The following is a 17,110-nucleotide window of genomic DNA, read 5'->3' as shown; positions in this document are numbered from 1 at the left end:
GTCCCATTTGGCCGAGGCCGAAAAACGCCGCCCGTCCGGTCGCGGCGTCAGTCGAGGCCCAGAAATGTTTCGATGGCGGGCAGGTGATCGGGAAAATCGCTCAGCGCGTGGTCGCCGCCCGCCAGCACCGTGGTGGTCGCGCCGGCACACCAGGCGGCCATTTCGCGCCAGTCCAGCACCTCGTCGCCCTGCGCGATGAACGCCATCGCCCGGTCGCGACCGGCGGGCGGCGCATGGGCCAGAGCGCGCAACTGGTCGACGAAGACAGGTTCGAAATAGAAACGCTCTGCCGGGTCGTGCCAGGTGGTCTGCTCGCCAATGTAGCGGGCCAGGTCACGTGCCGGATGCACGGCCGGGTTGATGAGGACCGCCCTGGCGCAACCGGTGCTGGCCTGCACCCAGCCGGCATAGAACCCGCCGAGCGAGGAGCCGACGACGGCCATGCCGCCGCGCGGCCATCCGGCCGTGCCGGCGGCCACCATCGCCATGGCTTCGGCCGGCGACGGCGGCAACTGCGGGCACCACCAGACCACCTGCGGATGGCGCTCGCGCATGCGGGCAGCCATCAGCACGGCCTTGGCCGATTGCGGTGAGGAGCGGAACCCGTGGAGGTAGAGCAGGTGCGTGGTGGCGGACATGATTTCGAATGGGTCGGTTTCTGGGGTTTTGATGGCGGCTACTCCGCGAAAAATATACCTGCAAAACAGGGCGTTGCGATTGTTTTAATTGGAAAACGATAATCGGCTGATTTGATTCCTTGGGCTAATCTGAATGGACCGAGGCGCGCTAGGCGTCGATTTTGTCACTCACAGACTGGGCCCATGGAAAATAAGATATTCGCAAGGTTCGGCCGGGACATGCTGTCCGGCCTCATTGTTTTTCTGGTGGCATTGCCGTTGTGCCTGGGAATCGCCCAGGCGTGCGGAGTTTCACCTTTCGCCGGAATCGTGGCGGGCGTTATCGGTGGTGTGGTGGTGGGCACGCTTTCGGGTTCGGCGCTTTCCGTCAGCGGGCCGGCGGCCGGCCTTATCGCGATCGTGGTCACGGCCATGTCGGCCATGCCGTTCTCCTATCTGCTCTGCGCCGTGTTGATTGCCGGCGTGCTGCAATTGCTGGCAGGGGCGGCTGAAATGGGTGGCGTTGCCGACTATATTCCTTCGAATGTCATCGAAGGCATGCTGGCAGGCATCGGCATCACTATCGTCATCCACCAGGCCGAGAATGCGGTGGGCTTCGATCGCAAGGCCTTTCTCGGTGAAACGGAGACGGGGTTTTCCTTTGTGGATATTGCCGACTTGGTGGCGCATATCGAACCGGGGGCCGTGCTGATTTCTTCGCTGGGGCTGGCCCTGATGGTGCTGTGGAGCACCAAGGCATTCAAGAAATCGCAGTTGTTCCCGGTCGGTTTGCTGGTGGTGGTGGCCGGTGTGGTCATCAACCAGCTGCTCAAGAGTGCCCAGTCCGAATTTGCACTGGAAGGCAATACGCACCTGATTCAGCTACCGGTCCCGAATTCGGCGGAGGAATTCTTCAGCCAATTCGCGCTGCCGGACTTCGCCGGACTGTTTGAGCCGGGCGTCTGGATGACGGGCGTGGTGATCGCGGTGGTGGCGTCCATCGAAACCCTGTTGTGCACCGAGGCGACCGACAAGCTCGACCCGCTGAAACGCATCACACCCGCCAACACCGAACTGCGAGCGCAGGGTATCGGCAATATCCTCTGTGGATTGCTGGGCGGCTTGCCGATCACCAGCGTCATCGTGCGGAGCTCCGCCAATATCAATGCCGGCGCCAGGAGCAAGGCGTCCACCATCGTGCACGGCATCCTGCTGCTGGCCTGCGTGGTCGCAGTGCCGGCCTGGCTCAATCACGTTCCCAAGGCGGCACTCGCGGCGGTATTGATATTCACCGGTTATCGGCTGGCGCGGCCGGAGGTTTTCAAACGCATCTGGCGGGCAGACAAGGTCAATCAGTTCGTGCCGTTCGTGGTGACGGTACTGGCGGTGGTTTTTCTGGATCTGCTGCGCGGCGTCGGCATCGGCCTGCTGGTTTCGATATTCTTCATCCTGAAGCAGAACGCCCGGCTTTCGTATTATTTTCAGCGGTCGTCGTTCGTGAACGGCGACCTGATCAAGCTGTCGCTGGCGCAGGAAGTTTCTTTTCTCAATAAGGCGTCCATCAAGCAGACGCTGGAGCGGTTGCCGGATCATTCGGCAGTAATTGTCGATGCGTCGCATACCGAATATATCGATTTCGACGTGCTGGAAATCATTCGCGATTTTGCGCGCGGGCGCGCCATCGAGCGTTCGATCAAGCTTTCCTTGATCGGTTTTCGCAAGCAATACAACCTGCCCAAGATCGCCAGCGAGCGCGACATTCTCAATGGCGTCATCAGCGCGCACGACGAAGTGCCGCGTCGTACGGCGGGTGTTTCACAGGATCTGCTCAAGCAATTACGGCACTGACTCGACATGAACCACCGATAAATATTGACTGGATTGGCCATGCACACCCGAGACGTATCTTCCGCCGACATTTCGCCCGCCGACGCGCTTCAGTTCCTGAAAGAGGGCAATTTTCGATTCGTGACCGCCTTGCACCAGCCGCGCGATCTTCTCGATCAGATGGAAAAAACCAAGGAAGGACAGACGCCCTTTGCGGCCATCGTCAGTTGCATGGATTCGCGCACGTCGGTTGAACTGGTGTTCGACCAGGGTTTCGGCGCTGTCTTCTCGATCCGCAACGCCGGCAACGTGGTCGGCACCACCGTGCTGGGCTCGCTCGAATACGCGGCCGCCGTCGTCGGGGTCAAGCTCATCGTGATTTTGGGGCACACCGGTTGCGGCGCCATCCGCGGCGCGATCGACGGCGTGAAACTCGGCCACCTGACGGCCTTGCTGGAGAACATCTGTTCGCCCGCCGAAAGCGCGGGCTGGCGCATGGTGCATGCCGACGGCACCTCGTGCAATGCGGCTCTGGTGGCGCAGGTGACCGAGCGCAACGTGCGGCGTGGCGTGGCGCGGGTGCTGGAGCAGAGCCCGGCGATCCGGGCGCTGGTCGAAGAGGAGCAGCTCGGCATCGTTCCGGCGGTCTACGACATCGCCACCGGCCGCATCAGGTTCCATGACACACCGGCCGACGCACCGGGCGTGGCACCGACAGCCCGCAAGCGCCAGCCGCAGGGCCTCGAATCGGACTGAGGTCTGCACGGCCTTGGCCGATAATCGGTCGATGTCTGCCGTTTTCGACAAGCCGTCCTTGCCCCGGCGTCTGCTGCCGTTCCTCCAGGGCTTCGACTGGCTGCTGGCCGCCGGCGTGCTGCTGCTGTGCAGCGCCGGGCTTTTGACCATGTATTCGTCCGGTTACGACCACGGCACCCGCTTTCTGGACCACGGCCGCAACATGCTGCTGGCCTTCGGGATCATGTTCCTGATCGCCCAGGTGCCGCCGCAAAAAATCATGTCGGCCGCCGTGCCGCTCTATCTGGTCGGCGTGACGCTGCTGGTGGCCGTAGCGCTGTTCGGCATCACCAAAAAGGGGGCAACGCGCTGGATCAACCTCGGCGTGACGGTGCAGCCGAGCGAACTGCTCAAGATCGCGATGCCGCTGATGCTGGCCTGGTGGTTCCAGAAGCGCGAAGGCCAGTTGCGGCCGCTCGACTTCCTGGCGGCCGGCGCGCTGCTGCTGGTGCCGGTCGGGCTGATCATGAAGCAGCCCGATCTCGGCACCTCGCTGCTGGTGCTGGCGGCCGGGCTGTCGGTGATCTTCTTTGCCGGATTGAGCTGGAAGCTGGTGTTGCCGCCGCTGCTGCTGGGTGCGGTCGGCATCGCGCTGATCGTATGGTTCGAGCCGCAACTCTGCGCCTCGGGTGTGCGCTGGGCGGTGCTGCACGACTACCAACAGCAACGCATCTGCACGCTGCTCGACCCGACCAAGGACCCGCTCGGCAAGGGCTTCCACATCATCCAGGGCATGATCGCCATCGGCTCCGGCGGCGTCTGGGGCAAGGGCTTCATGGCGGGCACGCAGACGCACCTGGAGTTCATTCCCGAGCGCACGACCGACTTCATCTTCGCGGCGTTCTCCGAAGAGTTCGGCCTGGCCGGCAACCTGGTGCTGATGCTCGGCTACTGCTGCGTGGTGCTGCGCGGGCTGTGGCTGGCCATGCACGCCCCCACGCTGTTCTCGCGCCTGCTGGCCGGCGCGATGGCGATGATCTTCTTCACCTACGCCTTCGTGAACATGGGCATGGTGAGCGGCATTCTTCCGGTCGTGGGCGTGCCGCTGCCCTTCATCAGCTATGGCGGCACCGCGATGGTGACGCTGGGGATGGGGCTCGGCATATTGATGTCGGTGGCGCGCTCGCGCAAGCCGCTGACCGGTTGATGCGGCCGCGCGTCTGGCCGGCGCTGGCCGCGCTCACCGGCGCGTTCGCCATGAGCCAGTTCTTCCGCAGTTGCCTGGCGGTGATGGCGCCCGAGCTTTCGCGCGACCTGTCGCTCGATCCAGCCGGCTTCGGCGCGCTTTCTTCCGCTTTCTTCATGGCTTTCGCGCTGGCCCAGGTGCCGGTCGGTGTGGCTTTCGATCGCCTCGGCGTCGGGCGGCCCACGTCGGTGTTGCTGGCCGTGGGCGTTGCGGGTGGCGTGGTGTTTTCGTCGGCGCCTGGGGGAGTGTGGGCGATGCTCGGACAGGCCGGGCTGGGCGTTGCCTGCGCTCCGGTGTTCCTCGGACTGATCCATTACGCGTCCGGGCATCTGCAGGAACGCGTCTACCTGCGAACCCTTGCCATCTCCAACGGGCTGGGCATGTTGGGGGTGTTGTTCGCCGCGTCTCCGCTCGGCTGGGCGGTACAGCACTTCGGTTGGCGGCCGGCCATGCTGATGGCGACGGGCTGCATGGCGGCCGCGTGCGTCGCGGTGTGGCGCACGGTGCACGACAGCGGCCATGCCGAGGCCCATGGGGCGTCGGCAGCCACGCTGTTGCGGGAAACCTTCGCCTTGCTGAAGGTTCCCGCCCTCTGGACACTGGTGCCGGTTTGCCTGGGCATGGCGGCCGGCACGACCTTTCGCAACGCCTGGGGCGGACCTTATGTGGCCGACGTGTTCGGGCTCGACCCGGTGAGCCGGGGAAGCGCCATGACGGCGATCAGCGTCGTCGCCTTCGCTTGTGCCTTTGCGCTGCCGCTGCTCGCCCGGCGCTTCGGCAGCACGGCGGTGATCGTCGGCAACATGCTGGTGTCGATGGCTGCGGGCCTGCTGCTGGCGGTGATGCCCGATACGTCGTTGCTGCTGGGCGTGGCGCTGCTGTCCATCCTGGCGGCGGCCGGCACGCTGCATCCGATCGTCATGACCGCCGGCCGTACGATGGTGCCGGCACCGGTGCGTGGCCGGGCGCTGGGCATTCTCAATACCTTCGTCTTCATGGGCATGGCGGCGGCTTCGGCGGGTTACGGCTGGCTGGCGCGGCTGGGCCTGCGCTCAGGGCGCAGCCCGGGCGCCGTCTATGCCAGCCTTTTCGGTCTGGCGGTGGCCGTGCTGTTCACCGCGCTGCTGCCTTTTCTGTGGGGCCACTGGCGCCGGCGCCGACCGGCCTGATACGGCGGCGACTCGCAGGGGCATGGGCTCGCCCTAAAATGGCCCGATGATCTCCCGCGAACCCACCATCGAACGCCTCGCCATCGCCCAGCGGCTGCTGCTGGAGCCTTTCGGCCTGGACGAATCCCACCTGTCGCGCGCCCTCGCCGAGATTCGCTCGCACAAGGTCGACGATGCCGATCTCTACTTCCAGTACACGCGCAGCGAAGGCTGGAGCCTGGAGGAGGGCATCGTCAAGACGGGCTCGTTCAGCATCGATCAGGGCGTGGGCGTGCGGGCCGTGAGCGGCGAGAAGACGGCTTTCGCCTATTCCGACGATATCTCCGAAGCCTCGCTGCTCGACGCGGCACGCACCGTGCGTTCGATCTCGCAGGCATCGAAATCGGCCAAGGCCAAGGTCAAGACCCGCAAGATCGCCGGCAGCCGATCGCTGTATCCGGAGCTCGATCCGATCGCCTCGCTCGACAGCAACGCCAAGGTGGCGCTGCTCGGCCGGGTGGAGCAACTGGCCCGCGCCAAGGATCCGCGCGTGGCGCAGGTCATGGCGGGCCTGGCCGCCGAATACGACGTGGTGCTGGTGGCGCGTGCCGACGGCACCCTGGCGGCCGATGTGCGGCCGCTGGTGCGGCTGTCGGTGACGGTCATCGCCGAGCAGGGCGGCCGGCGCGAAGTGGGCTCCGCCGGCGGTGGCGGCCGGTTCGGCCTGGCCTATTTCGACGACGCGCTGATCACCACCTATGTGGACGACGCGGTGCGGCAGGCGCTGGTGAATCTCGAATCGCGGCCGGCGCCGGCCGGCGAGATGACCGTGGTGCTGGGCTCGGGCTGGCCGGGCATCCTCCTGCACGAGGCGGTAGGCCATGGCCTGGAAGGCGACTTCAACCGCAAAGGCTCGAGCGCCTTCTCCGGCCGCATCGGCCAGCGGGTGGCGGCCAAGGGCGTGACGGTGCTCGACGACGGCACCATCGCCGACCGTCGCGGCTCGCTCAACGTGGACGACGAGGGCAACGCCAGCCAACGCAACGTGCTGATCGAAGACGGCATCCTGCGCTGCTACATCCAGGATTCGATGAACGCCCGGCTCATGGGCGTGCCGCCCACCGGCAACGGCCGGCGCGAAAGCTATGCGCACATTCCGATGCCGCGCATGACCAACACCTACATGCTCGGCGGCACGATGGATCCGCAGGAGATCGTCGCGAGCATCGACAAAGGCCTCTACGCCACCAACTTCGGCGGCGGCCAGGTCGACATCACCAGCGGCAAGTTCGTGTTTTCCGCGAGCGAGGCCTACTGGGTCGAGAAGGGCAAGATCCTGTATCCGGTGAAGGGCGCCACCATCGTCGGCGCCGGTCCGGAAGCGCTGAAGAAGGTCGCCATGATCGGTAACGACATGGCGCTGGATCCGGGAGTGGGCACCTGCGGCAAGGAAGGCCAGAGCGTGCCGGTGGGCGTCGGCCAGCCGACGCTGCGCATCAACGGCCTGACGGTCGGCGGCACGGCCTGATCCAGACCGGCCGCGGCCGGGCGCTCAGGCGCTTGGTTCTCTCAATCGCTCAGGTACTTGGGCGAGCGCGGACCGTACAGAATGCCGTTGGGGCGTCCGGCAGACACGAGCCGCTGGCTCGTGATGCCCGCGACCGGAAAGCTCGCATCCGACAGGCTGCCGACGATCTGCTTGACCACGGCGGTGACCAGCAGCCCGACGATGCCACCGGCGCCGCTGTTCCGGCCCTCCGCGTCGGACGCGGTAGCAGTGCCGTTCCATAGCACGGCGCCCGTCTTGAGGTCGACCAGACGCGCTTCGGCCGCGACCACCGCCTGGCTGCTCAGCACGGTGTAGGTGCTGCCGTATTTGGTGACCTTCACGTAGAGCGCGGCGTCAGCGCCGAAGATCTCGCGCAGTTTGCCCGCTGCCACGCCTTGGGCTTCGGCAGGCGAATCCAGTCCGTTGTTGCGGAAGGTCTCGGCCACGAGTGCTACCGGCAGGACGTAGTAGCCGGACTCGGCCAGGGGCATCGTCAACTGCGCCAGCATGCCAGCGCTGGCGTTGATGTCGGGCGACTCGTTGAGCGGCGGCAGGATGAGGATGGATGCCGGCCGGGTAGAGCGGAATGCGGCGTAGTCGACGGCAGAGCGCGGCGCGGCACAGCCGGTGGTCAGCATTGCGGCCGCGAGGGCCATGAGGGCGGCGATGGTTTTCGAGCGGGTCACAGCGACGCCTCCTTGCCCGCGCCGGTCTTGGTTTTGGCCTTGGCCTTGTCTAGCAGCATGTCCATGAAGGCGGTGGATTCGGGAAACAGGGCCTTCTCGGTCTGGAACTGCTGTACCGCCTGGTCGTCTTTTCCGATGGTGGCGTAGAGCAGCCCGAGGTGGGCGTGAAAACCCGGTGGCGGTTTGCGCTGTCGCGCCTGGATCTTCTGGAAGTCTTGCTCCAGCACCGCGATCTGCGCCTGTGGATCGGACGACGATCCCTTGAGGTATTGGTAGACCTGTGCTTGGTAGTTCTCCCATTGGTACAGTGACTCGGTGCGATGGGCGCAGCCGGCCAGGGTGCAGGCCGCTGCCAGCATGCCAAGGCCGGTGGCGGCGCGGACGGAACGCGAGGCGAAAGACAGAATGCCGCCCCGCATCACCGCACCGGTTTCCACGCGCCAGTGTCGACCGCCGCGACGAGTTTTTCCACCGCTTCGCGGATGGCAAGGTCGAGCACCTTGCCGTTGAGCGTGGAGTCATAGCTGGCGGTGCCGCCGAAGCCGATGACTTCCCGGTTGGAAAGGCTGTATTCGCCCGCGCCCTGCGTTGAATAGACGACGCGCGAGGTCTGGATGTCGACGATGTTCAGGTTGACCTTGGCATAGGCGGTCTGCTCCTTGCCCCGGCCCAGGATGCCGAACAGCTGGTGGTCGCCGGTTTCCTTGCGTCCGAACTCGGTGACATCGCCGGTCACGATGTAGTCGGCCCCGGCGAACTGGTTGGTCGTGCCCTTGAAGCCGGCTTCCTGCTTGAGTTCCGGCAGGTTGTCGCGATCGAGCACGTCGAAGCGGTTGGTCTGCTGGAGATGCGTGACCAGGATGGTCTTGGCCTGGCCGCCGAGACGATCGACACCGTCGAAGAAGATGCCGCGCAGGTAGCTGGAGCGGTTGTCGAACTTGCCGACGGCGATGGGTGCGCGCGGGCCGTTCGTGGGCCGGTTGGCCGTGCTGACCTGCGCAACCGGCAGCGAGCGCGACGACTCGGTGGCGCAACCGGAGATGGCGGCTGCAAAAACGATGCTCAGTGTGAGTGCATGCACTCGCGACGATGACTTCATGAAATGTCTTTCTGCCCCGCCTGCAAATACGGGTGCGCGATTATGGAGGAGGCAGCCCGTGGCTTTTTGACGACCGGTCTGGCGGCATGTCGCGAGCGTGTGCTACATTCGCTTTCTATGCCTTCCCGCGCTGTCTACGTCTTTTATTTTTGGTTTCCGTCCACCGGCGGACCGGAAGCGCGCGCGTAAAAGCAAACTCTCTTCCCAGGAACCGCCGAGCTGAAAAGCCCGGCGGTTTTTTTTTGTCCCGCCCGATTCCGCAGATTTTCCCGATTTCAGACGCAGATCAGTCCGAACAACAAGGAGCTCGCACATGAACGCCCCCACCACCGCCAGCGAACCCTGGTACGCGCACGTCGACAAGACCAGCCGAACTGACGACGAACGTATCAAGGACATTACCGTGTTGCCCCCTCCCGAACATCTGATCCGCTTCTTCCCGATCCGCGGCACCGCGGTCGAGACGCTGATCTCCGGCACCCGTCGTCGTATCCACGACATCATGGCCGGCACCGATGACCGCCTGCTGGTGATCATCGGCCCCTGTTCGATCCACGATCCGGTCGCGGCGGTCGAATACGCCCGTCGCCTGGCAGTGCAGCGCGAGAAGTACAAGGACACCCTCGAAATCGTGATGCGCGTGTATTTCGAGAAGCCGCGCACGACGGTCGGCTGGAAGGGCCTGATCAACGATCCCTACCTCGACGAGAGCTTCCGCATCGACGAAGGCCTGCGCATCGCGCGCCAGCTGTTGATCGACATCAACCGCCTGGGCCTGCCCGCGGGCAGCGAGTTCCTCGACGTGATCTCGCCCCAGTACATCGGTGATCTGATCTCCTGGGGCGCCATCGGTGCCCGCACCACCGAAAGCCAGGTGCACCGTGAACTGGCTTCCGGCATTTCGGCGCCGATCGGTTTCAAGAACGGCACCGACGGCAACATCCGCATCGCCACCGACGCCATTCAGGCGGCGGCGCGCGGCCACCATTTCCTGTCGGTGCACAAGAATGGTCAGGTCGCCATCGTGCAGACCGAGGGCAACAAGGATTGCCACGTGATCCTGCGCGGCGGCAAGGCGCCCAACTACGACGCCGCGAGCGTCGCCGCAGCCTGTGCCGACCTGGAGAAGGCCGGGCTGCCGCCCAAGCTGATGGTCGATTGCAGCCATGCCAACAGCAGCAAGCAGCATGAGCGTCAGGTGACGGTTGCCCAGGAAATCGCCGCCCAGATCGGCGGCGGCTCGCGCAGCGTGTTCGGCGTGATGGTGGAGAGCCACCTGAATGCCGGCGCCCAGAAGTTCACGCCTGGCAAGGACGACGCCGGCGCACTGCAGTACGGCCAGAGCATCACCGACGCCTGCCTGGGTTGGGACGACTCGCTCCAGTCGCTGGAGATTCTTTCCAACGCCGTGGCGGCTCGGCGAGGCTGATGCCCCGCCGGGGCTAGGAGACCTGGCCCTTGGCGCGTAGCCCGGCCAGCAGCTGGTCGTGGATGCCGCCGAAGCTTCCGTTGCTCATGCAGACGATGTGGTCGCCCGGCCGAGCGGCAGCGACCACTTGCTGCACCAGCGGCCCGATGGCCGGGACGGCGCGGCCGCGTTCGCCCATGGGCGCCAGGGCGGCAGCCGCGTCCCAGTCGAGGCCGCCGGTATGACAGAACGCCACGTCGGCATCGCGCAGGCTTTCAGGCAATTGAGCTGCCATGGTCCCCAGCTTCATCGTGTTGCTGCGCGGCTCGAACACCGCCAGGATCCGCCTTTCGCCAGGTTGCTGGTCGAGCTGGCGCCGCAGGCCGTCGAGCGTGGTGCGGATGGCGGTGGGGTGGTGGGCGAAGTCGTCGTAGACCGTCACGCCCTGCTCGACACCGCGAACCTCCATGCGACGCCGCGGGCTCAGGAAGCTGCCCAGCGCCTTGGCGGCATCGGCCGGCGCGACACCCAGGTGTTCGGCCGCGGCGATGGCCGCCAGCGCATTGTTCTGGTTGTGCACACCCGTCAGCCCCCAGCGGACGCGGCCCGCGGGCTGGCCATGGGCGACGACGGCGAAGTCGTCCGGCGCGCCTTCGGCGATGAAGTCCGCCAGCACGGGGCCGAATCGGCGGAGCTCGCTCCAGCAGCCTTTTTCCAGCACCCGCTCCAGCGCCGCTTCGCCCCCGTTGGATACGACCCGTCCACGGGTGGGCACGGTGCGCAGCAGGTGATGGAATTGCCGCTCGATGTCGGCCACGCTGTCGAAGATGTCGGCGTGGTCGAACTCCAGGTTGTTCAGCACGGCGGTGCGCGGCCGGTAATTCACGAACTTGCTGCGCTTGTCGAAGAAGGCGGTGTCGTATTCGTCGGCCTCGATCACGAAGGGGCGGCCGCCCCCGAGGCGGGCCGAAACGCCGAAGTTCAGCGGAACGCCGCCGATGAGAAAACCCGGCTGCAGGCCGGCCTGCTCCAGGATCCAAGCCAACATGGCGGTGGTGGTCGTCTTGCCGTGGGTGCCCGCCACGGCGAGCACATGGCGGCCCTGCAACACGTGCTCGGCCAGCCATTGCGGCCCGCTGGTGTAGCGCGCACCGGCGTCGAGAATCGCTTCCATCAACGGAAACTTCGGCGTGCCGTCGGACAGGCGCGCCCGGCTCACCACGTTGCCGACCACGAAGATGTCCGGTGCCAGCGCCAGCTGTTCGGCACCGAAGCCTTCGATGAGCTCGATGCCCAGCGCGCGCAGTTGGTCGCTCATCGGCGGGTAGACGCCGGCATCGCAGCCGGTGACGCGGTGGCCGGCCTCGCGCGCCAGCGCGGCCAGGCCGCCCATGAAGGTTCCGCAGATGCCGAGGATGTGGATATGCATGGCGCGGAATTCTACGGACCCCGTCACGACACCGGACGACGGATGCGGGGAGAATGAGCCCATGGAAACCGCCACCGCCGAGATTGCCGCCGCCGCTGCCCGCATCGTTGTCGAGGAAGGTCTGGAATATGGGCCGGCCAAGCGGCGCGCGGCCCGGCAGCTGGGCGTGTCGGGCCGGGCGCCACTGCCTGACAACGAGACGGTGGAAGACGCGGTGCGCGAACACATCGCCATCTTCTGCGCCGATACCCAGCCCGGCGAACTGCGGGCGCTGCGCGAGCTCGCCCTGGTCTGGATGGCCCGCATGGCGGAGTTTCGCCCGTATATCGGCGGTGCTGTCTGGCACGGAACCGCCACACGGCTGTCGGACATTTATATTCAGATGTTCTGCGACGACTGCAAGTCCGCCGAAATTTCCCTGATAGACCACCACGTCGACTACGACCCGCAGACCGTCACCGGCTTTCATGGCGAGTCGGTCGAGGCCTTGACGATCGCTGCGAGGTCGCCGGCACTCGATGTGGTGGTGGGGGTTCATCTCATGGTCTACGATCTCGACGATCTGCGCGGCGCGCTGCGGCTCGACAATCGCGGCCGCACGCCACGTGGTGACATCGCGGCGCTGCGGCAGGTGATGTCTTCCCTGACCGACGCGCCACCGCCACCATGATTCCTTCGCCCGACCCCCAGCTCCCCCCTGCGACGAAAGCCGGCAACATGCGGCGCCGGGCGCTGTGGTGGGGTGCCGCGGCCGTGGCGGGCGTCGGTGCGGCGGCGGGTGGCGTGTTCGCCTGGCGCGCGGGCCAGGTCGGCGCGGAGCGGGGTGATGCGCTCTGGGCGCAGTCCTTCGAAACCCCCGACGGCCAGGCGCTGGATCTGGCGGGATTGCGCTCCAATCGTCGCCTGATCGTGAATTTCTGGGCGACCTGGTGCCCGCCGTGCGTGGCGGAGCTTCCCATGCTCGACCGCTTCGCCCGCGACCGAGCGGCACAGGGCTGGAAGGTGCTGGGACTGGCGGTCGACACGCCGAGTTCTGTGCGGCGATTCCTTTCGGGTCGGCCGGTGGGTTTCCCGATCGGCATGGCCGGCCTGCAGGGAACCGATTTGTCGCGTGCTTTGGGCAATGCGCAAGGTGGCTTGCCTTTCACCGTGGTTTTTGGTTCTAACGGCGATCTTCTTCATCGTAAAATCGGCCAACTTTCCGAAGCCGATCTGGCAAGCTGGATTTGATCGATGTTGCGATTCGCGTGCCGAATTTCGGGCGGATTGCTTTGAGTTAAGCGTCGGACTAGTGAAAAGAGCGCTTTTGAGCGCCATTGGGTACAGAGATAGGGTACATTCGCGCTCTGTTTTTTTGAACGGCGCCTTCGTTGCGCCCGTGCCCCATGGATCTGCGAAAACTCAAGACCCTCATCGACCTCGTCTCCGAATCGAATGTTTCCGAGCTGGAAATTACCGAAGCCGAAGGCAAGGTGCGGATCGTCAAGGGCGGTGGAGCGGTCGTCCAGCAGTACGCGCCGGCGCCGGTCGCCCCGGCAGCGGTGGCACCTGCCGCAGCGCCTGTGGCCGCTGCCCCGGCTCCGGCGGCTGCCGCCGCGCCTGAGGCGCCGGCCGGCCACATCGTCAAGTCGCCCATGGTGGGTACCCTCTATCACGCGTCCAGCCCCGGCGCTGCCGCATTCGTGCAGGTGGGCAGCCAGGTCAAGGAAGGCGACACCATCTGCATCATCGAGGCGATGAAGATCCTCAACGAGATCGAAGCCGACAAGACCGGCACGGTCATGCAGATCCTGGCCGAGAACGGCCAGGCGGTGGAATACGGCCAGCCCCTGTTCGTGATCGGCTGAACGCGATGTTCAAGAAGATCCTGGTCGCCAATCGTGGCGAGATCGCCCTGCGGGTCCAGCGCGCCTGCCGGGAAATGGGTGTGACCGCGGTCATGGTCTATTCCGAGGCCGACCGTGATGCCAAGTACGTCAAGCTGGCCGAAGAAGCAGTCTGCATCGGGCCGGCGCCCTCCGCCCTGTCCTACCTGAACATGCCGGCCATCATTTCGGCTGCCGAAGTGACCGACGCCGAGGCGATTCACCCCGGTTACGGCTTCCTCAGCGAGAACGCGGCCTTCGCCGAACGGGTCGAGAAGAGTGGTTTCCAGTTCATCGGCCCCACGCCGGAATCGATCCGCATCATGGGCGACAAGGTGTCGGCCAAGGCGGCGATGATCCGCGCGGGCGTGCCCTGCGTGCCCGGCTCCGAAGGTGAGCTCGGCGAAGATCCGACGATCAACAAGCGCATCGCCAAGGCGATCGGCTACCCGGTCATCATCAAGGCGGCCGGCGGTGGTGGCGGTCGGGGCATGCGGGTGGTGCACACCGAAGCGGCGCTGATCAACGCGATCCAGATGACCAAGGCGGAGGCGGGTGCCGCCTTCAACAATCCGGCCGTGTACATGGAGAAGTTTCTCCAGAACCCGCGCCACATCGAAATCCAGATCCTCGCCGACAAGTTCAAGAACGCGGTGTACCTGGGCGAGCGCGACTGCTCCATGCAGCGCCGCCACCAGAAGGTGATCGAGGAAGCGCCGGCGCCCGGCATTCCGCGCAAGCTGATCGAGCGCATCGGCGAGCGTTGCGTGGCCGCCTGCAAGAAGATCGGCTACCGCGGCGCCGGCACCTTCGAGTTCCTGTATGAGAACGGCGAGTTCTACTTCATCGAGATGAACACCCGGGTGCAGGTGGAGCATCCGGTGACCGAACTCATCAGCGGGGTCGACATCGTCAAGACCCAGATCATGGTGGCCGCCGGCGAGAAGCTGCCGTTCACCCAGCGCGACATCGTGCTGCGCGGCCACGCGATCGAATGTCGGGTGAACGCGGAAGATCCGTACAAGTTCACCCCGTCGCCAGGCCGGATCACCACCTGGCATGCGCCGGGCGGCCCGGGCATCCGGGTCGACTCGCACGCCTATGCCAACTACTTCGTGCCGCCGAACTACGACTCGATGATCGGCAAGATCATCGCCCACGGCGACACCCGCGAGCAGGCCATCGCGCGCATGCGCACGGCGCTGCTGGAGACGGCGATCGAAGGCATCAAGACCAACGTGCCGCTGCACCGCGAAGTGATGGTCGACGCGCGCTTCCAGGAGGGTGGCACCAACATCCACTATCTGGAAGAGTGGCTGGCTGCGCACAACCGCTGACCGGGATGTCCCTGTACGAACTGCAGCTGCTGGTGCCGGAAGACGGCGTCGAGGCGGTGAGCGATGCGCTGGAAGCGCTGGATGCGCTGTCGGTCGGCGTCGAGGACGCCGACGCGCAAACGCCGGCCGAGCAGGCGCTGTTCGGTGAGCCGGGCATGCCGCCGCCGCGCGAGGGCTGGCAGCGTTCGCGGCTGACGGCGCTGTTTCCGGACGAAGCCGGTGCCCGCGAGGCCGCGAGCCTGCTGGCGGCGCAGGAGTTCTTCGAGGGCTGCAGCGTGATCGACGTGCGGGCGGTGGCCGAGCAGGACTGGGTGCGGCTCACGCAGTCGCAGTTCGCGCCGGTGGAGATCACGCCCGAGTTCTGGATCGTGCCGACCTGGCACGAGCCGCCGGAAGCCGCCCGTCGGGTGATCCGGCTCGACCCTGGCCTGGCCTTCGGCACCGGTACGCATCCCACCACGCGCATGTGCCTGCGCTGGATCGCCAACGCACCGGCCGGCGGGCTCGGCCGCACGCTGGACTACGGCTGCGGTTCCGGCATCCTGGCCATCGGCGCGTCGCTGCACGGTGCCGATCCGGTGGATGCGGTCGACATCGACGAAGCGGCGGTCCGCTCCACCGTCGACAACGCCAGCGCCAACGGCGTGACGCTGCATGCGGGCTTGCCAGATGCGGCGAGTGGCGCGTACCGCACGGTGCTGGCCAACATACTGGCCACGCCGCTGAAGGTGCTGGCGCCGCTGCTGTGCGCCCACGTCGAGACCGGTGGATCGCTCGTGCTGGCCGGCATCCTGTCGCGGCAGGCCGACGAACTCGTGGAGGCCTACGCCCCCTACCTGACCCTGTCGGTCGCGGACGAGGAAGACGGCTGGATCCTGATGACGGCCCGGCGGCCCGCATGAGCGCGGGCGGCGCGGCGCGCTGCCTACAATCGGCGAGTCCATGAGCCTGTCCACACGCTGCCCATCCTGCGCGACGATCTTCAAGGTCGTTCCAGACCAGTTGAAGGTTTCCGACGGCTGGGTGCGATGCGGCCAATGTGGCGAGGTGTTCGACGCGTCCGCGCATCTCAAGCCGATCGGGCAGCCGGTCGGGGACGGCGCGGATCGCATGGGAGCCGACCACGACACCCGCGTTGAACTGACCGAAGTCGAAGCGTCCGACGTCGTGGGTACCTCGACGACCGCCCGTCCTCGCGCCTTTGGTGAAGATTTTTCGCTCGAAGAGTCAGCTCCCGCGGCTCTGTCCGATCTCTCTGCGTCGGAAGTGGCCCACGGCTCGCCCTACGACTCGATCGAAAAGCCGATCGAAGTGCCGTCACCCCTGCCGGCGACCGCTCGTCAGCGCCCGGACGAACCCGCCGCCGTCTGGCTGCGACGCTCCCCCGCTGCGCGCATCGTGCTCAACGGCGAGGCGCCGCCGCAACGGCCGGAAGCGGTGCAGGATGCAGAAGACGAGTCCTTCGACATCGACGACGAGGTTCCGTCCGCGCTACTGCTCCAGACCGCCGACAACGACGAGCCGCAACAGTCGCTCTACCAGCCGGCCTTCGTGCCTCCAGCGCCCGATGCGGGAACGCCCGAGGCCCGGGCGCAGGCCGAGGCGGGCGATGCGGCCGCGACGCTGAACGATCTGAGCTTTATTCGGGTGGCGCAGCGCCGGGCGTTCTGGCAGCGGCCCGCGGTGGTGCTCGCCAGTGCCGGTCTTTGCCTGCTCCTGATCGGGGCCTTGGCGCTGCAGGTCGCCCGGGCCGAACGCGATCGGCTGGCGGCCCATCTGCCGGGACTTCGACCGATGCTCGAATCGCTGTGCGTTCCGCTGCAATGCGTGGTCGCTCCCCTGCGACGTGTCGATGCGATCGTGATCGACAGTTCGGCCTTCAACAAGATCAGCGCCAGCCTGTTCCAGTTCGAGGTGGAGGTGCGCAACACGGCCCCGGTCGCGCTGGCGATGCCGGCGCTGGAGCTCACCTTGACCGACACCCAGGACCAGACCCTCCTGCGCCGGGTGCTCGAGCCTTCGGAGCTGCGCGCGCAGCCCGTGCTCGCTGCCGGCGGTGCGTGGAGCGGCAGCCTGCCGGTGCAATTGCAGGCCCCGTTGGCCGCCGACCGGGTGGCGGGCTACCGTGTGCTGGCTTTCTATCCCTGAGCGGCACGTTCCGGCC

At 66.1% G+C, this 17,110-nt stretch carries 17 protein-coding genes; 12 read left to right on the top strand and 5 right to left on the bottom strand.

Features of this window, described 5'->3' with window-relative positions; all coding sequences use genetic code 11:
• Nucleotides 1-47 precede the first annotated feature (47 nt).
• On the bottom strand, nucleotides 48-638 hold the full coding sequence (locus R9X41_RS18835; protein WP_318631970.1) for a YqiA/YcfP family alpha/beta fold hydrolase: 591 nt from the start codon (nucleotides 636-638) through the stop codon (nucleotides 48-50).
• A 183-nt stretch (nucleotides 639-821) separates the two neighbouring features.
• On the opposite strand from R9X41_RS18835, the gene R9X41_RS18830 reads away from it, so the two are divergent.
• The 5 genes from R9X41_RS18830 to tldD are packed head-to-tail and all read left to right on the top strand — an operon-like array spanning nucleotide 822 to nucleotide 7,101.
• Entirely contained in the window at nucleotides 822-2,465 is a 1,644-nt protein-coding gene (locus tag R9X41_RS18830) for a SulP family inorganic anion transporter (protein WP_318631969.1), read from the top strand.
• A gap of 39 nt (nucleotides 2,466-2,504) precedes the next feature.
• Nucleotides 2,505-3,200 carry a carbonic anhydrase gene (locus tag R9X41_RS18825; RefSeq protein ID WP_318631968.1) on the top strand — a complete coding sequence of 232 codons (696 nt, stop codon included), beginning with the start codon at nucleotides 2,505-2,507 and terminating at the stop codon, nucleotides 3,198-3,200.
• 31 nt (nucleotides 3,201-3,231) lie between these two features.
• Nucleotides 3,232-4,386 (top strand): rod shape-determining protein RodA, encoded by a 1,155-nt coding sequence (gene rodA, locus R9X41_RS18820; RefSeq protein WP_318631967.1) that lies wholly within the window; start codon nucleotides 3,232-3,234, stop codon nucleotides 4,384-4,386.
• On the top strand, nucleotides 4,386-5,594 hold the full coding sequence (locus R9X41_RS18815) for an MFS transporter (RefSeq protein WP_318631966.1): 1,209 nt from the start codon (nucleotides 4,386-4,388) through the stop codon (nucleotides 5,592-5,594). The genes rodA and R9X41_RS18815 overlap by 1 nt, the downstream gene beginning before the upstream one ends.
• A 46-nt stretch (nucleotides 5,595-5,640) precedes the next feature.
• The gene (gene tldD, locus R9X41_RS18810; protein ID WP_318631965.1) at nucleotides 5,641-7,101 is read left to right on the top strand and encodes a metalloprotease TldD; all 1,461 of its coding nucleotides are present in this window, start codon (nucleotides 5,641-5,643) and stop codon (nucleotides 7,099-7,101) included.
• Between the two features lie 41 nt (nucleotides 7,102-7,142).
• Here the strand turns inward: tldD and R9X41_RS18805 are convergent, their stop codons facing one another.
• The 3 genes from R9X41_RS18805 to R9X41_RS18795 are packed head-to-tail and all read right to left on the bottom strand — an operon-like array spanning nucleotide 7,143 to nucleotide 8,907.
• The gene (locus tag R9X41_RS18805) at nucleotides 7,143-7,808 is read right to left on the bottom strand and encodes a DUF799 domain-containing protein (protein WP_412556627.1); all 666 of its coding nucleotides are present in this window, start codon (nucleotides 7,806-7,808) and stop codon (nucleotides 7,143-7,145) included.
• Nucleotides 7,805-8,245, bottom strand: coding sequence for a DUF4810 domain-containing protein (locus R9X41_RS18800; RefSeq protein WP_412556626.1), 441 nt, complete (start codon nucleotides 8,243-8,245; stop codon nucleotides 7,805-7,807). The genes R9X41_RS18805 and R9X41_RS18800 overlap by 4 nt, the downstream gene beginning before the upstream one ends.
• Nucleotides 8,227-8,907, bottom strand: a complete 681-nt coding sequence (locus R9X41_RS18795; protein ID WP_318631964.1) for a CsgG/HfaB family protein — start codon at nucleotides 8,905-8,907, stop codon at nucleotides 8,227-8,229. The genes R9X41_RS18800 and R9X41_RS18795 overlap by 19 nt, the downstream gene beginning before the upstream one ends.
• Nucleotides 8,908-9,220: 313 nt before the next feature.
• Here R9X41_RS18795 and R9X41_RS18790 point away from each other — a divergent pair, with 313 nt between their 5' ends.
• Nucleotides 9,221-10,336 carry a 3-deoxy-7-phosphoheptulonate synthase gene (locus tag R9X41_RS18790; RefSeq protein WP_318631963.1) on the top strand — a complete coding sequence of 372 codons (1,116 nt, stop codon included), beginning with the start codon at nucleotides 9,221-9,223 and terminating at the stop codon, nucleotides 10,334-10,336.
• Nucleotides 10,337-10,349: 13 nt separating this feature from the next.
• Here the strand turns inward: R9X41_RS18790 and mpl are convergent, their stop codons facing one another.
• Nucleotides 10,350-11,744: a UDP-N-acetylmuramate:L-alanyl-gamma-D-glutamyl-meso-diaminopimelate ligase gene (gene mpl / locus R9X41_RS18785; RefSeq protein ID WP_318631962.1), complete on the bottom strand. Its 1,395-nt coding sequence runs from the start codon at nucleotides 11,742-11,744 to the stop codon at nucleotides 10,350-10,352.
• A 61-nt stretch (nucleotides 11,745-11,805) separates the two neighbouring features.
• Here mpl and R9X41_RS18780 point away from each other — a divergent pair, with 61 nt between their 5' ends.
• From R9X41_RS18780 to R9X41_RS18755, 6 genes are all read left to right on the top strand, one after another.
• Nucleotides 11,806-12,414: a hypothetical protein gene (locus R9X41_RS18780; protein ID WP_318631961.1), complete on the top strand. Its 609-nt coding sequence runs from the start codon at nucleotides 11,806-11,808 to the stop codon at nucleotides 12,412-12,414.
• Entirely contained in the window at nucleotides 12,411-12,974 is a 564-nt protein-coding gene (locus tag R9X41_RS18775) for a TlpA family protein disulfide reductase (RefSeq protein ID WP_318631960.1), read from the top strand. Before R9X41_RS18780 ends, R9X41_RS18775 begins: the two co-directional genes overlap by 4 nt.
• A 155-nt stretch (nucleotides 12,975-13,129) precedes the next feature.
• Nucleotides 13,130-13,591 carry an acetyl-CoA carboxylase biotin carboxyl carrier protein gene (accB, locus tag R9X41_RS18770; RefSeq protein ID WP_318631959.1) on the top strand — a complete coding sequence of 154 codons (462 nt, stop codon included), beginning with the start codon at nucleotides 13,130-13,132 and terminating at the stop codon, nucleotides 13,589-13,591.
• A 5-nt stretch (nucleotides 13,592-13,596) separates the two neighbouring features.
• Nucleotides 13,597-14,946, top strand: coding sequence for an acetyl-CoA carboxylase biotin carboxylase subunit (accC, locus tag R9X41_RS18765; protein ID WP_318631958.1), 1,350 nt, complete (start codon nucleotides 13,597-13,599; stop codon nucleotides 14,944-14,946).
• Between the two features lie 11 nt (nucleotides 14,947-14,957).
• A complete protein-coding gene (gene prmA, locus R9X41_RS18760; RefSeq protein WP_318635272.1) occupies nucleotides 14,958-15,848 on the top strand; it encodes a 50S ribosomal protein L11 methyltransferase in 891 nt (296 codons plus the stop codon).
• A 40-nt stretch (nucleotides 15,849-15,888) separates the two neighbouring features.
• The gene (locus R9X41_RS18755) at nucleotides 15,889-17,094 is read left to right on the top strand and encodes a zinc-ribbon and DUF3426 domain-containing protein (RefSeq protein ID WP_318631957.1); all 1,206 of its coding nucleotides are present in this window, start codon (nucleotides 15,889-15,891) and stop codon (nucleotides 17,092-17,094) included.
• The last annotated feature ends 16 nt before the right edge of the window (nucleotides 17,095-17,110 follow it).

Origin of the sequence: Xylophilus sp. GOD-11R (genome assembly GCF_033546935.1) — a bacterium.
Taxonomy (GTDB): domain Bacteria; phylum Pseudomonadota; class Gammaproteobacteria; order Burkholderiales; family Burkholderiaceae_C; genus Xylophilus.
This window is presented reverse-complemented; position numbering and strand designations above follow the sequence as displayed.